The organism is Paenibacillus sp. ClWae2A, assembly GCF_032452295.1.
Taxonomy (GTDB): domain Bacteria; phylum Bacillota; class Bacilli; order Paenibacillales; family Paenibacillaceae; genus Paenibacillus.
Map to the genome: position 1 here is coordinate 709,267 of NZ_JAULSQ010000001.1, position 15,734 is coordinate 725,000.

Annotated in this window: 10 protein-coding genes; 8 read left to right on the forward strand and 2 right to left on the reverse strand. The window is 45.6% G+C overall.

What is annotated here, in order from left to right; genetic code table 11:
* Positions 1-150 precede the first annotated feature (150 nt).
* From QVE09_RS02835 to QVE09_RS02860, 6 genes are all read left to right on the forward strand, one after another.
* Positions 151-1,797 (forward strand): type 2 periplasmic-binding domain-containing protein, encoded by a 1,647-nt coding sequence (locus QVE09_RS02835; protein WP_315935584.1) that lies wholly within the window; start codon positions 151-153, stop codon positions 1,795-1,797.
* Positions 1,798-1,849: 52 nt separating this feature from the next.
* The gene (locus QVE09_RS02840) at positions 1,850-4,690 is read left to right on the forward strand and encodes an alpha-L-rhamnosidase (RefSeq protein WP_315935585.1); all 2,841 of its coding nucleotides are present in this window, start codon (positions 1,850-1,852) and stop codon (positions 4,688-4,690) included.
* A 200-nt stretch (positions 4,691-4,890) separates the two neighbouring features.
* A complete protein-coding gene (locus tag QVE09_RS02845; protein WP_315935586.1) occupies positions 4,891-6,120 on the forward strand; it encodes a cytochrome P450 family protein in 1,230 nt (409 codons plus the stop codon).
* 206 nt (positions 6,121-6,326) lie between these two features.
* Entirely contained in the window at positions 6,327-7,310 is a 984-nt protein-coding gene (locus QVE09_RS02850; RefSeq protein ID WP_315935587.1) for an alpha/beta hydrolase, read from the forward strand.
* 426 nt (positions 7,311-7,736) lie between these two features.
* On the forward strand, positions 7,737-8,492 hold the full coding sequence (locus tag QVE09_RS02855) for an SDR family NAD(P)-dependent oxidoreductase (RefSeq protein WP_315936081.1): 756 nt from the start codon (positions 7,737-7,739) through the stop codon (positions 8,490-8,492).
* 290 nt (positions 8,493-8,782) lie between these two features.
* Complete coding sequence (locus QVE09_RS02860) at positions 8,783-10,189, forward strand: MFS transporter (RefSeq protein ID WP_315935588.1); 1,407 nt, start codon at positions 8,783-8,785, stop codon at positions 10,187-10,189.
* A gap of 114 nt (positions 10,190-10,303) precedes the next feature.
* On the opposite strand, the gene QVE09_RS02865 is transcribed toward QVE09_RS02860, so the two are convergent.
* Both QVE09_RS02865 and QVE09_RS02870 read right to left on the reverse strand, forming a co-directional pair.
* Positions 10,304-10,477 (reverse strand): tryptophan RNA-binding attenuation protein, encoded by a 174-nt coding sequence (locus tag QVE09_RS02865; RefSeq protein ID WP_315935589.1) that lies wholly within the window; start codon positions 10,475-10,477, stop codon positions 10,304-10,306.
* A 167-nt stretch (positions 10,478-10,644) separates the two neighbouring features.
* A complete protein-coding gene (locus tag QVE09_RS02870) occupies positions 10,645-11,865 on the reverse strand; it encodes a cytochrome P450 (protein WP_315935590.1) in 1,221 nt (406 codons plus the stop codon).
* Positions 11,866-12,266: 401 nt separating this feature from the next.
* On the opposite strand from QVE09_RS02870, the gene QVE09_RS02875 reads away from it, so the two are divergent.
* Complete coding sequence (locus QVE09_RS02875) at positions 12,267-14,225, forward strand: beta-glucoside-specific PTS transporter subunit IIABC (protein WP_315935591.1); 1,959 nt, start codon at positions 12,267-12,269, stop codon at positions 14,223-14,225.
* A 60-nt stretch (positions 14,226-14,285) separates the two neighbouring features.
* On the forward strand, positions 14,286-15,728 hold the full coding sequence (locus tag QVE09_RS02880; protein WP_315935592.1) for a glycoside hydrolase family 1 protein: 1,443 nt from the start codon (positions 14,286-14,288) through the stop codon (positions 15,726-15,728).
* Positions 15,729-15,734: the final 6 nt, after the last annotated feature.

Here is a 15,734-nt window from a genome sequence, read left to right on the forward strand (position 1 = left end):
GTAGGCTGGCATTGGATGAAATACAAGTGATTTGGAATGTAATATAGATGAAGGTTAAGAATGAATTATCTAATGTTGGAAAAGCGTTATTTCGACTGTATAACTGGCACGATATGATGAAGATGAATTAGATGAAGGAGCGCATTTCGCATGAGTAGCAAAATATACCTGTCTCTTTCTGTTGCTTGTATGATTCTGTTTACCGCCGCTTGCAGTGGTAAAGCACAAGAGCCTATGCCTGTAAAAACAGGTGTGATCGTAACAACGGTCAAAATGAATGATCCAACCACGATCTACAAAAATGGCGAAACTGCTGCGGATAATGTTCATATCCGTTGGGCCAGAGAAACGCTTGGCGTGGATATTCGGACCAAATGGAGTTCTCCTGTCGATGACTACGATATGAAGCTTCGATTAATGCTCTCTGCCGACAATACGTTACCTGATGTGTTCTCCTCCAGTGTCATGGACACGGTCAATGGATTCATGATCTCAGGCAAACTGTTGGACGCTGGACAAGCCTTTGATCGATATGCTTCATCCACCTGGAAAGCGGCTATGGCTGAAGTGCCAGAGGTATGGAAGCCTTTTGAAATTGACGGGAAACGGATGGCGATTCCGATCATTACGGAGCAAGCCTCGCAGTCCGTACTCTGGATTCGCAGGGATTGGCTAGATCATCTGAACCTGAAGGCACCAAGCAATCTCGACGAACTGGAAACGGTAATGAGAGCCTTTACCTATGATGATCCAGACGGTAATGGCATACAGGATACCTACGGTATTGATTTTGCAATCAAGGACCAGTATCTGGCCTCACCTACAGGAGACATATCCTGGGTATTTGGTGCGTATGGAGCGATTCCAAGTATATGGAGCAAGAATGCACAGAGCAATCTTGAGTACGGAAGTATCCAGCCTCAGATCAAAAATGCGCTGGCAAAACTGCAAGACTGGAAGAAAAAGGGTTATGTGGGCAATAACATAGCTCTGCAAGACTTCAATCAGGTCAATAAAAATATTATTGATGGCAAAGTTGGCATGGTGGCTGGTCCACGCTGGTTTGGAGATTATCCGCTGCAACAACTTAATGAAAAGGATCCGAAGGCTGAGTTTGTGCCTTATCCGATTCCTGCAGGAATGGATGGAACCACAGCGAGATTCAAAGGAAACTCTTACAGCGGGGCTTTAATGATCAGCGCTGACATTTCTGAAGAAGCCTTGCAGGCTTTTTTCAAGTATCAGAACTATCTGTATGAGGCTACGGTGACGGATAATCTGTTGTATCTGAGTGCGTATCAGAATGGATATGATTATGTGCTGAACCCGGATGGTTCGGTGGATAGTGACAGCCGCGATATTCCCGGGGGGAAAGTAATAACGTTCAAATATACCCTCATGGGACAATATGCAAGTTACCCTTCCCGATTCAGAGCAACTCTTCTGAGAATGGGCAATGGAGAAGAGCTCAGCTCGCATGATCGCGCCATTTTGTTCAGTATGGGAATTGATCCTAAGGATGAGAAGCAGGATCCCATAATGAAGGCAAACGTTGTAGAGACCAGGCAGCGGCAAATTGATCGAGTCAATCTGTTTCAGGGGCCCCCAACAAAAACAATGCAAGCTAGAAACACTTATTTGCAAAAATTGGAACTGGACACCTTCAACTCCATTATTTATGGAGAGGAGCCACTCACCATTTTTGATGAGTTCGTGAAAAAATGGCTGAATTCAGGTGGAAGAAAGATCACGGAAGAAGTGAATGAATGGTACCAATCGGTACAGAATCAGCCTTAAAACAGGATGGTTAAACGTTCCGAAAGGTAATCGACAGGGGGAGGTTTCATCGATGAACATTACTCATATGAAAACAAATCACATTATTAATCCGCTCGGTTTTGGGGTAACCAAGCCAACCTTTTCTTATACCGTCACGGATACGACAGCGACAAAGCAGATCGCTGCACAGGTCGAAATTGCACTGGACGAATCCTTTGCAGAGCTTGTATTTGATAGCGGAATAACAGAGGATATGGATTCGCTCGCGTATTCACCGGATCTGGAACTGGCTGCACGGACACGTTACTTCTGGAGAGTTCGAGTATGGAATGAGCTTGGAGAAAAGGCGACCAGTGAAGCGGCTTGGTTTGAAACAGCGAAGCAAGATGAGCCATGGACGGCAAAGTGGATTACACCTGAGATGGAACCGACGATTCATCCTGTCCTCCAAAAAACGTTCGAAGTCAAAGGTCCCATCGCCAAAGCACGTGCGTACATCTGTGGTTTGGGCGTATACGAGTTGGAGCTAAACGGAGTCAAGGCTGGGGATGAATACTTGGCACCGCATTATAATGCCTATCACAAATGGCTTCAGTATCAAACCTACGATATTACAGACCTGCTGCAAGAAGGGGCCAACGCGATAGATGTTCGTTTGGGGAATGGCTGGTATAAGGGACGGTTTGGTTTTGAAGGAGATACCACTGCCAATTTATATGGTGATCATTTTGCATTGCTGTCCGAGCTGGTGATTACGTATACGGATGGAACAGAAGACGTTGTTCCGTCCGATCTGTCCTGGCATGCCATCCGCTCGAATGTCTTGGACGGAAACATCTATGACGGAGAAATCTATGATGCCACGCTGGAAGCAAACGAGACTTTCCCCGTTCGGGAAAGTGATCTGGGCTACGAGCGCCTGCAAGCAAGAAAAAGTCTTCCGGTCGTGATCAAGGAAACCTTAAAGCCGATCGAAATTTTAACCACGCCTGCTGGCGAAACGGTTATTGATATGGGCCAAAATATGGTAGGCTGGTTGCAATTCCGTACTACGGCACCAAGCGGAACGGTCATCCATTTGCAATATGGCGAAGTGTTGCAGGAAGGTAATTTCTACCGGGAGAACCTTCGCTCGGCTAAGGCGGAGTACATCTATACCGCAAATGGTGAAGAAGCTATTGTGCGTCCGTATTTCACATTTTACGGGTTCCGATATGTTAAGGTTGAAGGTTGGGCAGGCGAACTGGATCTAAATGACTTCACAGGCTGTGTGGTTTACTCGGATATGGAGCGCACGGGATATCTGGAAACTAGTCATGCTGGCGTGAACCGTCTGTTTGAAAATGCACTTTGGGGGCAAAAAGGGAACTTCCTCGATACACCTACCGATTGTCCACAGCGCGATGAGCGCATGGGCTGGACAGGGGATGCACAGGTATTCTCCGGTACAGCAAATTATAATATGGATACGTATGCCTTTTTTAACAAGTATGGATATGATCTGTGGATGGAACAGGAGGATCGGGACGGTATGGTGCCGATGGTCATTCCGGTTGGACGTGTGCAGGGCGGAGGGTCCAGCGCCTGGGGAGATGCGGCAACCATTATTCCGTGGAATACGTACCTTCATTCCGGGGACCAGTCCATTCTGGAGCAGCAGTTTGACAGCATGAAGGCATGGGTAGATTATATCAAGCATTCAGATGACGAATCCGGAGGTACACGTTTGTGGACGGTAGGTTTTCACTTTGGTGACTGGCTTGCGCTAGATGGGGATGACCCGAACTCTCCGATGGGTGGAACAGATAATTACTTTATTGCCTCAGCCTACTATGCCTATTCTTCAGATATCGTAGCCAAGGCTGCCAAGGTACTTGGACATCATGATCTTGCCGCATCCTATGGGCAGTTGGCGCAAGAGGTTAGAGCTGCAATTCTGAAGGAATACTTTACTGCGAATGGACGTCTGGCAGTAGATACACAGACCGCATACGCTGTAGCGTTGTATATGGATCTCGTTCCTGAGCAACATAAGGCACGGACTACAGAAGCTATTCGCTTGCGTGTACGAAAAGATCAAAATCATCTGAGAACCGGCTTTGTAGGTACGCCTTATTTAAACCGAGTGCTGTCAGCGCATGGCAGCAATGATATCGCCTATACACTTCTGCTCAATGATGATTACCCAAGCTGGCTGTATGCGGTCAATATGGGAGCAACAACAATCTGGGAGCGTTGGAACTCCATTTTGCCAGATGGTACAATCAGTGAAAATGGTATGAACTCGCTCAATCACTATGCCTACGGTGCCGTTGTTGAATGGATGTATCGTCATATGGCGGGGATCAATCCAGTAGAGGATCGGCCTGGCTTCCGCCATGCACTGCTGGCACCGATGCCTGATTTCAGAATCCAGTGGACCAAAGCGCGCATCGACACCACAGCAGGAACTTATCGCAGTGAATGGAAGTTTGACGAAGCAGGCAGGCTGTATTTAAGCTTCTCTGTGCCGTTTAATGCAACAGCAACGATCAAGCTGCCACGCGCCGTGGTTGATCAGGTGATGATGAACGGAATTACACTTTCGAATGCAGGTCTGACTGTCGTTCAGGGTGAAGATGAAGTGGTCATTGAAGTGGTAAGTGGCACGTATGATTTCATTTATGTACCGTCCGTGCCATACAAACAAACGTTAAGCACCCGTACACCTCTGAATGTACTGCTTCGTAACGAGCATAGCCGGAGTATGCTGCACGAGCTTTCACCGGTGCTGGCTTCGTTGGACCCGGGGACAATTGGTCCAATGGGGGAAGCAAGCTTGCGTGAGCTATCCACCTATCCTTCGTTCAGTACGCCAGAGGAACAACTCGACCAGCTCGATCTCAAGCTGGAGACCATACAACTCGTTTAGAATAAACCATTGCTGGTTGATACAAAACAGGATGACGTTCTTTAAATGCAAATCATTTCATACCGATGCACACAAGTTGATCTTGTGTGCATCTTTGATTAGCAAAAAATGAGTATTTTATCAAAATTTGAAAGCGCATTGGCGAGGTGATAGAATCTATATTGTATTGATATTCACTCTATCATTCAGGAGGCGTTACGATGTTTACGAACGAGAGCAAAAACGATCCCAAGTCCAAGGTTGATTTTATGGATAGAGCCTTTATCCAAAATCCGTTCCCGGTATATGAACAGTTGCGTACAGAAGATCCGGTTCACCGTTTTCTTCTGCCGAGCGGCCACTTTGCCTGGTTAGTGTCTGGCTACGATGACGCTTCTGCCATTTTGCAGGACAACAAGCGCTTTGTAACCAACTCTCCGTACATGGGAGAAGCTGACGGCTCAGCTCCACCACATCAGGAGATCATCTCTCGCAACTTGCTTAGTGTAACGCCAGAGGACCATCGTCGGTTGAGAAGGTTGATCCAGAAGGCCTTTACACCACGTATGATTGAACGCCTCCGTAGTCGCATCCATGAAATTAGTGAAAATTTGCTTGAGGGTGTACTCGCCACAGGTAAAAGAGAAATGAATTTGATCGAAGACTACGCCTTTCCTCTTCCAATCATTGTAATCTGCGAGATGTTAGGGGTTCCTCATGAGGATCAGGAGCAGTTCCGTGAATGGTCCAATACGATTATGGAAGGCTTCAATAACCCAGAAATGAATGAACAAAGTGATCAAGTCATGCGTGCTTTTGTCGAATATTTGCAGAGGCTCATTGCAGAACGGAGACAATCTCTTCAGGAGGACCTGATTAGCGACCTCATCAATGTAGAAGAGGAAGGGGACGTATTGTCCGAACAGGAATTGTATGCCCTTGTTTTTGTCCTGATCATTGCAGGGCATGAAACCACTGTAAATCTGATTGGCAACGGTATACTGGCCTTGCTCGAAAATCCGGAGCAGAAGCGCTTGCTGCTGGAGAAGCCAGACATGATTGGACCGGCCATTGAAGAGATCTTGAGATATAACGGGCCTGCTGAGGTGAGTAATATTCGCTGGGCTACCGAGGATGTCGAATTCGGGGGCAAGCATATCCGTAAGGGCGACATGCTCTTTGTTTCCTTTTCCTCAGCCAACCGGGATGCGAATCAGTTCGCTGACCCGGATGCGTTTGATATCACACGGAAGGTCAATCATCATATTGCCTTTGGTAAAGGTGTTCATTTTTGCCTTGGAGCCCCGCTCGCCAGACTTGAAGGAGAGATCGCCATTAACGCATTGCTTCGTAAAATGCCGGATATTCAATTTAAGACACAGCCTTATTCACTGGAATGGCGTCCAGGCATGATTATTCGCGGACTGCACGATTTTCCGGTTTCCTTTTAATCCATTACAACCACATTCGTTATAAAACACGATAGTCATACTTAACCGCGATTTCGCGGTTTTTTCTTTGTCTTCGACTGGCAATGGGCTTGAATTACGCTACACGATCTTTGTATCGCGTTATAGTCGATCGTCTCACTTGAAATCTACAATAGAAGTATCCTTTTAGCTTTGCCATTTCACTGAGTTAAGGAGACAGATTTTAAATGAAAATACAATCGGTTAACCTGAGCAATACCAACGTCATATTGACCGCCTACCTGCTGGATTCTTCACCCGAGATGCCAAATATTAAACAGCGGCCAGCGGTACTTGTGCTTCCAGGTGGAGGGTATAGAGCTTGTTCGGATCGAGAAGCTGAACCCGTCGCTATGGCATTTTTGGCTGAAGGTTATCAAGTCTTTATCCTGCGATATTCACTTAATCAGCATGCTGTATTTCCAAGACCATTGAACGATGCCGAGGAAGCGTTGACTCTCATACGGGCCAACAGTGCAGACTGGAGCATTGATCCTCAAAAGGTAGCGGTATGCGGCTTCTCCGCAGGAGGCCATCTTGCTGCAGCATTGGGGACGATGGGTTCCACTCGGCCTAATGCGATGATTCTTGGTTATCCTTGTATTCTGGAGGAAATGAGTGATATTTTCCCTGCGCCCGTTCCAGGCGTTGATCAGGAGGTGGACGAGCTTACACCGCCAGCGTTCCTATTCCATACGTTTGACGACAGACGTGTACCTGTACAGAATTCCCTTGCGTTTGCCGATGCGCTTAACCGCAAGAATATTCCATTTGAAATGCATATTTTCCCGACAGGTACCCATGGGCTATCCCTTGCCCGTCCACTAACTTCCTCGGGTCTCCAAAGTATGGTTGAGCCTGTTGTCGCCCAGTGGTTTGGTCTATGTACACGCTGGGTCAGCAGTGTGTTTGGCGAATTTCCCTCTTCTATTGAGCCTGTTCTGGATGAAGAGGTCCACGAATACAGTCTCGATGTGAAGCTAGGTCTTTTATGGAACAACGAGCAATGTAAAAAACAGATTATTGCCGCTATCCCTGAACTCGGGGAAACTCCACATCCTGATGCGATGGGAGTGCCACTTCGCACGATTTTGAGTTATGGCGGGGACCTGTTGACTGAGGAAGAGCAGAGGCAGCTTAACGATGCGCTAAAGACTATTTCGGTGACATAACCTGAAGGCAACACAGCAGAAGCAGGATGACCCTTTAACCATTTTCAGATTCGTTCCAAATCTATTAAAACGACGAATTGCAAAAATCGACATGAAATGATAGTATTTATATCTATATAATAGTATCGCTATCAAAATAAAAATTCGGAGGAAACAACTATGACAACTTACAATGAAAACATAAAAATTTCGGAACTATTGAATAATGATGAAGCAACAGCATTGCTTACCAAACATCTACCTGAATTCATTAACGAGCCATCATTCAAAATGGCTTCCCATTTTACGCTGGATCAACTCGCAGCCATTCCACAGGTCGATCTCCCAGAAGACATTTTGTCCGCACTGAAAGCGGATCTGGCTAACGTAACCTTTGAATCCGCAGAGGCGCCTAAAGCGAGCAAAGCTGTAAATACAAAATCCGATATACTTGCAGGCAAAGTGATTACCATCACAGGTGCTGGCAGCGGTATTGGCCGAGCAAGTGCAGTGTTGATGGCAGCGAGAGGAGCCAAGCTTGTTCTGGTGGATTACAACGTAACAACAGGGGAAGAGACACTTGAGCTTGTGAAAGAGCAAGATGGCGAGGCGATTTTTGTTCAAGCCGATGTATCCAAGGAAGAGGATGTAGAAAACTATATTCAAAAAGCAGTTGAAACGTTTGGCAAAATCGATGTCGCGTTCAACAATGCAGGTATCATCCAGAAATTCCAGCCTTTCCATGAAACATCCCTGAACGATTTCTCACGAATCATCGACGTTAACCTGAAAGGGATTTTTCTGGGGATGAAGCACGCTCTCAACGTGATGGTTCAACAAGGCTACGGTCATGTGATTAATACAGCATCAACAACAGCACTGCGTGCTGAGCACAGTCTGGCCGCTTATACAGCGAGTAAACACGGTGTTGCCGGATTGACAAAAGCAGCAGCGATTGAGTACGTCAGAAAAGGCATTCGGGTAAATGCCATCTGCCCTGGGGGTGTAGCCACTACGCTGACCGCAGCTGTTCCGCAAATGTTGCAAGAGAGCGACTATATGCCTGAAGAATTCCCGAATATGAGAATTGGGCGTTTTGCGGAGCCGGAGGAGCTTGCTGAACTCGTAGCATTCCTGGCATCTGACGGCTCCAGTTATATGACAGGCTCCATCATTGTAGCAGACGGTGGACTGACACTCTAAGAATTAGCAGCAAGCCTTTCGTTCATGTTTCTAGCGATTTTAAAGAAGATTCCTCATCTATTTCGTTCCATTTTATTCATAAGAATCGTGCATAAAACATATGGACAAAAGAACTGATTCAGCATCCCTGAGTCAGTTTTTTTGTCGTTCAAACAGCAGGAATACCTTCAGTTTGGATTGCGTTATTTGATCTTAACAATGCGCTATATCTGTTATATGTGCCAGGACATAAAATGAAAGTATAGAAGAGGAAGAGAAATTCAACATGAAGAGTAACGGAGGCGAGTGTTATGGGAGTTGCAGTGAATGAGCAGCATATTAAAGTAGATAATACGCCGACTCAGCCACCCCGGGAGATACCAACAAAAAGATTAATTGGTGATTCAATGGGACAGTTCGGGTTAAACATTTCAAGTGGATTGTTGGGTTTGATCACGTATTATTATACGGATGTCGTTGGCGTTTCTGCCGCTGTAGTCGGTACAGTAATGCTGCTGACCAAAGTTTTGGATGCGTTTGCAGACATCGGTATGGGTGTACTGGTGGATCGGACCAAAACCAAGTATGGGCAAGCCCGTCCCTGGTTGTTATGGATGACCATCCCAATGTTCATCTCATTATTCTTAATGTTTTCCGTGCCGGATATAAGTTCTACAGGCAAAATTATATATGCGATTATTACGAATCTTGTGTTCTACATCCTGGTGTTTACTCCAACCTCAATTCCATATAATAGCTTGATGGCGTTAACGACCCGTAACAGTTACGAGCGTTCCTTAATGGGTATCATCCGTTCAAGCAGCGGGTATTTGGCAGGTATGGTTGTTGCGGTTGCATTTGTGCCAGTCGTTACAGCCATGGGGAATAGCAGAAGTGACTGGACGTTGCTCGCAGCAATTTTTGCTGGTGTTGCAGCAATCGGGATCTTCATTGCATTCCTGTCCAATAAAGAAAAGTACAATAATGTTCAACTCGACGAGCTTGGCATGTTTCAGGATAAAACGCCGATTCGGGAAGGACTGAAATTGCTTTTTGCCAATAAATACTGGGTGTACATGTTCTTCGTAATGGCTCTCGCCAACATTTTGTTTGCTCTGGGTGTAGCAGCAGGAAGTTATTATGCCAAGTACATTTGGGGTAATGTCAGCCTGATTGGCATCATGGGCGCTATTGGTTTGATTCCCGTTATTATCGGATTTGCCTTATCTGGACCGTTTATTAAACGTTACGGCAAGCGTACCACGGCTCTTGGCGGTATTGTTATCGGATTCCTCGGAGCAGCTGTTCGGTTAGTCGCTCCAGAGAGCATTACATTGGGTCTGATCTGTTCCATCTTCCAAACGCTTGGTACGATTCCGCTCATGGCAGTAGGTGGAGCACTTGTCACAGACACGATTGAATACGGTGAATGGAAATTCAACAAAAGACTCGTTGGTCTAACGAATAGTGTAATCGGTTTCGGTTCAAAAGTAGGCACAGCCATTGGCACAGCTATGATTGGATGGTTCCTCGCATTGGGAGGATATGTTGAGCAAGCCACAACCCAAGGAGAAGGAGCCAAGCAGGCCATCATTGCGTTGAATATATACGTCCCGATTGTTGTATTCATTCTTCTTGCAGTATTCCTTTACAAAAACAAGCTGGACAAGGAATATCCAACCATTGTTAGAGAGCTTGAGGATAGAAGAAAGGCATAATAAGATATATCCCTTCGGGTACATTGGGTTGGGTACATTTTAACCGTATATAAATTGAATAAAGACAGAAAGAGACTGCAACTTTATATTAGTTACAGTCTCTTTCTACTTATCTTAAGTATGTTTTTTTATAAAGTGAAGTAACGTTTGTCCTAATGTAGTTAGAATTACGCCCTTACCTTCACATTTTGGACAAAGCACCATTTGATCCTTCTCATTAACTTGCTTTTCGCCATTACAATGAGGACAAGTAAGTTCTAAATCATCTGTGGATATAACGACTGACACCTTTTAGCACCATCCTGTCATTTAGATTTGTTGTGGTGTATACCAAATTCGCTTTTAAAACATTTATAATCTACACTTGGCGTCTTAGTCAACCATTAGGCTAGTAAAACGCAGTTAATCCTAGGTTTCCAACCAGAGAACGGGACTTTATAGTTGATACAATTAGTTCAAAAAATCTTGGGTGTTAAGATGGCTGGCAGGTTTTGAAGAGTCTGTGTACCCGGGTAGAGCTGGCTTGCCGCTTCAAATTTGATTTTTGCAGTAATATCGGAAAAGTGACTCGTGAACCCTCTCAGCACCAGTTGGCCCTCCAGCCTGGCCAAAGGAGCGCCCAGACAAAAGTGAGGTCCTTTGCCGAAGGCGAGATGACGATTGCTGTTGGGACGGTAGATATCAAAGCGGGAAGGTTCGGGAAAATGTCTAGGGTCATTGTTGGCTGCACCCAGCCAGGTTAACACAACGTCTCCTTTTTTCATAGGCACGCCCAGGATGTCCGTATCCTCTGTGAGCACACGATCCAGTGTCGTTGGAAAACGATACCTTAACGATTCTTCCACGGTATTCTCAATCAGCTCTGGATTTGCGGCAATATCTTGATAGATTCCTGGTTGATCATACATAAAACTGTAGAACAGGCTGTTTATCATGTTGGTCGTAGTTTCGTTCCCAGCAGCAAGCAGGCCCAAGCTAAAGGTAACAACCTCTTCATCGGTCAGTTGATCCCCATCCAGCTCGGCAAGTGTGAGATCGGAAATAATGTCTTCGGCAGGATGCTTTCTCTTCTGCTGAACAATGGGGAGCAAAAATTCGTTAAATTCCTGCATAGCCGCATACTTCTCATTTATCTGCTCCTGCTCATTACCTGCGGCATTGGGGAAAAATAGTTTGTCAGACCAGGCTTTGATCTGTGCCCGGTGTTGCCTCTCTACCCCAAGTAGATCGGCAATGACAGTAACAGGAAGTGGAACCCCTAGGTCTCGAACGATGTCCACATCATCTTTTGCCTTCATCTCAAGCATTAGCTCATCAACGATAGCCGCGATTTGAGGCTCCCAGGTTTTTAACTGACGTGGGGTGAAGGCACTGGAGACTAGTTTTCTAATATCACGTTGAACAGGGGGATCGACAGAATTGATGTCCACTCGGGTAACTACCGGTGGAACTGGGGATACACTCCGTTTACGTACACTAGAGAACCGTTTCCAGTCTGTTAGAACGGAATTGACATCATCATAACGATACAGATTCCATACCTGCTGCTTCTCGTCAAAAAAGATGGGATGATTCTCCAGCATGTCCTCATAGTAAGCATATGGATTCCAAAGCTCTTCAGGTGTCTCTAAATTAGATACCTTATGAATAACGATCGATCTGTTATCAGCCCGCATGTCTCCTCGCCATCCTTTAATGTAGATTGGAAATCACAAAATAATGATAGTCAACCTATCATTATTTAATTTAAACTTACCATAACCATACTTATTTAGCAATTAAATGAAATGTTTTGATAAATATCAATTATTTAGGGCTATTTATAGCCGCAGATAGAGAACCATTTTCATATCAAAATGCAGAAAAATGTCGAATAAAGTGATTGCTAACTAATTTATTGTGTGATATTATGATCCAGTAAACGTTTACATCAAAAGCGAATTGAATATTAGCAGTGTTTGGCTGTTACTGGTAAAGCAGGCATGACCAAAATGATTTTGCATTTTCCTTATGTAAGTAGGGGAAGGCATATCGTTTTGGTCTTTTTTATATCCAAATTCAGAAATGGGGCAAAGTTATGGATTATCGCAAGTTAGGACAAGAGATTACGGAATTGGTTGGAAAGAAGGATAATATCGCTCGGCTTACGCACTGCGCAACCCGACTTCGATTCGAACTGCACGACATCTCCAAAGCGGAGACAGAAAAGCTTAAAGCACTTCCAGGTGTCATTACCGTTGTGAATAATGGCGGGCAATACCAGGTTGTCGTGGGCAATGAGGTGCAGCAGGTCTATCGAGTTATTACTCAGCAGATAGGTTCGGCAACCCGAAGTACGGACTCCAAATCGGATTCTGGCAAAAATAACGGACCAAAGCAAAAACAGAGCTGGATCTCCAGATTCATCAGCGTGATCTCAACAACATTTACTCCGGTAATTCCGGCAATCATTGGCGCGGGTATGATCAAAGCGATATTAGCCGTACTTGTGCTGACAGGCCTCGTAACGACGGAAAGCCAAAACTACTATATCCTTAACACCATTGCGGACGCGGCTTTTTATTTCATGCCCATTCTGCTGGCTTATGGAGCTTCCATTAAATTTGAAACTAGCCCCATTCTGGCGATGACAGTTGCCGGCGTGTTATTGCATCCGGGATGGAGCGCCCTAATGGCGGAAGGAAAAGACGTGTTTTTCATCGGTGTGCCAGTTCGACTAACCGATTACGCGGGCTCCGTGCTACCGATTATTATCGTCGTTTGGCTCATGTCTTATATTGAACGTTTCGCGGATCGGGTATCGCCCTCAATGATCAAATTTTTCACGAAACCAATGATTGTACTATTGATTACAGCACCACTTGCATTAGTGGCCATCGGCCCTTTCGGAACGTATCTGAATGATTTGGTTGCGATGGGTGCAGAAGCGATTAATGCCAGAGCCAGTTGGCTGATTCCTTTGTTAATGGGAACTTTGCAACCATTCCTTATCGTAACAGGCACTGCATGGGCGATGACGCCGATTGCAACTAGCCAACTAACCAAAAATGGATATGAAATGATCAACGGTCCAGGAATGCTCGCGTCCAATATTGCTCAAGGTGGGGCAACCCTTGCTGTAGCATTAAAAACAAAAAACAAAAAACTGAAACAGCTCGCTGCTTCATCCGGTTTCACCGCCGTACTGGGCATCACGGAACCATCCCTGTACGGTGTAACGCTGAAACTGAAGAAACCCTTAATTGCCGCAATGATCGGTGGTGGTGTAGCAGGGATATATGCTGGTCTGACTGGATTAGTACGTTATGCCTTCGTTTCTCCGGGTCTTGCCGCGTTACCTGCCTTCATTGGAAGCAATCCGATGAACATCGTTCATGCCATTGTGACTTGTCTGATCGCTTTTATCGTTACCTTTGCTCTGACATGGATCATTGGTTTTGAAGATCCAGTAGACGATGAAGAAGAAGGCAACACCAACGTCAACGATGACAAGACACTTTCCGGGCAGTCTGTTAAAGACAACACCCCAGACACTAAGTCTGCTGCAACAACAAATGCAAATGGACCAAGCCAAAATGAATTACGCCCACTTAAGATCGCCAGCCCGATGCAAGGGGAATTAGTCCATCTAGACCGTGTACCAGACGATGTTTTCTCTTTGGGATTACTGGGTAAGGGCGCTGCAATCATTCCTGCCAAAGGAGAACTGTATGCACCGATCGCAGGTGAAGTTACGGCTTTCATGGACTCCAAACATGCGGTCAAATTAAATGGTTATGATGGAGAAGAGGTGCTCATTCATATTGGAGTGGATACCGTGAACCTGAAGGGGCGACATTTTGACTCTTCCATAAAAGTAGGGGATCGCGTACAACGGGGGGACTTGTTGATCCGCTTTGATATCGATGCCATCAAGGCAGAAGGGTATGAAGTCATAACCCCGATCATTATCGCCAATTCGGATCGTTTCCCGGACATTAAGCTGGAGAAACAGAGTCCTGTGGAGGTTGGAGCGACGATTATCCACCTTTCGTAACAACCGTAATATGGTCCGTCACATATCTTGATCAACATTTAAAATGAAGGAGTGTTTGAGATGTTATATCAACACATCAAACCATTCCCCAATGAATTTCTGTGGGGAGGCTCTACCTCGGCCTATCAAGTGGAGGGAGCTTGGAACGAAGATGGCAAAGGCCTGTCCGTCATCGATATGTGTGATCATCCGGCTGGAACCGCCGATTTCACAGTTGCGAGCGATCACTATCACCGATTCAGAGAAGACGTGAAGCTTTTTGCAGAGTTGGGCCTCAAAGCATACCGTTTTTCAATTGCATGGACTCGAATCTTGCCTTCAGGCACAGGGGTTGTTAATGAGAAGGGACTTGATTTTTATCACCAATTAATTGACGAATTGCTGCTCCATGGTATTGAACCCATTGTGACGATGTACCATTTCGACTTACCCTACGAGCTTGAGAAAACCGGAGGATGGAACAACCGGGGGACGATCGATGCCTTTGTCGAGTATGGGCGTATCTTGTTTGAGCATTACGGGCATAAAGTGAAATATTGGTTAACCATTAATGAGCAAAATACGATGATTCTCCATCCCGGTGCTATTGGTACTCCAAAAGGCGGGCGTTTGCCATCCAATAAGGAACTGTATCAGCAAAATCATCACATGTTTGTAGCTCAAGGCAGAACGATGCGACTATTTCATGATATGCTCCCGCAAGGTAAGATCGGTCCTGCATTAAACATGACTTCCATGTACCAGGCAACTTCCAAACCAGCAGATGCAATCGCTGCATATAACTGGGAGACGATTCGTGGATGGGGTTTTCTCGACTTATCGGTGTGGGGACGGTATAATCCATTATTCTGGAGTTATTTACAGGAACGCGGCATCGAGCCGGTTATTGAGCAGGGTGACATGGAAGATATCCAGTCTGGCCGCCCCGATCTAGTAGCAATCAACTACTACTCGACGGCAACCATTGCCGCCAGTATGGGCGATGCGTCGGATGTTACAGCTCGTGCAGGGGATCAGCAAATTATGCTTGGCGAGCAGGGAGTATACCGGGCCGCGGAGAATCCTTATACTGAAAAAACGAAATATGGCTGGGTCATTGACCCGGTTGGCCTAAGGCTGACATTGCGCAAGGTATGTGAACGATATGGTCTCCCGATTCTAATTACAGAAAATGGTATAGGAGCCCCAGATGTACTGGAGGAAGATTACACCATTAACGATACGTACCGGATAGATTTTATCGAGAAACATCTGGAACAGATCAGACTGGCTCTAACGGATGGAGTAGATGTGATTGGTTATTGCCCTTGGTCCGTTATTGACGTGGTAAGCACACATCAGGGGTATGGGAAACGTTATGGAATGATCTATGTAAACCGCGGTGAACAGGATCTGAAAGACTTGAAGCGTTTGAAGAAGAAAAGCTTCTCGTGGTATCAAGAGGTCATTAAACAGAATGGCAGATGTATCGGAAATTCGGATCAGGCGGTCACGAAAGAATAAAGGATC